Source organism: Blautia sp. AM29-29 (genome assembly GCF_003480555.1).
Taxonomy (GTDB): Bacteria; Bacillota; Clostridia; order Lachnospirales; family Lachnospiraceae; genus Fusicatenibacter; species Fusicatenibacter saccharivorans.
This window is the reverse complement of sequence record NZ_QUJD01000052.1, coordinates 1-942: the sequence shown is the minus strand read 5'-3', so window position 1 is coordinate 942 and position 942 is coordinate 1. Positions and strand designations below refer to the sequence as shown.

Sequence of the window (942 nt, the reverse complement as noted above, 5' to 3'; positions counted from 1 at the left end):
TGAAAATCATATCCAGTTATGGTGTAGAATTACGAAAACAGAATATTCCGATCTGCCAGACACTGGAGATTTACCGTTCTGCTGTCCGCTATCTGGTCAAAGTGTATGAATCTGTATGGGAAGAACTGGCCCAAATTGAGAACAGTAAGAAACGTTTCAATGCAGCGGAACATCTGGTGCATACAACGAAACGGAATCCGGCCCGGTTTGATTTTGATTTCTGCTTTCCCAAGATGCCATCCTATTTCAGACGGGCGGCAGTCCAGCATGCGCTTGGGAGTGTATCTTCTTATCGGACGCGTCTGGAACAGTGGAAAGCAGAGGGACAGAAAACAGGAAAGCCGTATCTGAAAAGTGAGCAGTATGCCATGCCTGTTTTTTACCACGATGTCATGTACCGTGAAAACACAGAAGAGAAAGATGCGGCCTTTTTAAAACTGTACGATGGCCATGACTGGAAATGGTTTGCTGTGCGGCTGAAACATACGGATATGGAATATTTAAGAAAACACTGGTCGGGCAAAAAAGCTTCGGCACCAACGCTGGAGAAAAAGCACGACAAATATTTTCTGCGTTTTACGTATGCGGAAGAGGTAGCTTTAAACCGGACACCCGTCAAAGAACAAACGATCTGCAGTGTGGATCTCGGCATCAATACGGATGCAGTCTGTACCATCATGCGTCCAGACGGAACTATCCTGGGAAGAAAGTTTATTAACTTTCCCAGTGACAAAGACCGGATGTACCGTGTGCTGGGACGGATCCGAAGATTTCAGAGAGAGCATGGATCCCGCCAGGTGCAGGGAAGATGGGCATATGCAAAACGTCTGAATACAGAACTTGGTAAAAAGATTGCCAGGGAAATCGTTTTCTATGCATCAGAAAATAGGGCAGATGTGATTGTTTTCGAATATCTGGAAATGAAAGGAAAACTTTCCGGGA

General features: G+C 45.3%; 1 protein-coding gene. It reads left to right on the top strand.

The annotated features are described in order from the left end of the window. Positions 1-942 (top strand): transposase (locus tag DW769_RS16290; protein WP_118750641.1); only part of this gene is annotated, 942 nt, incomplete at both ends.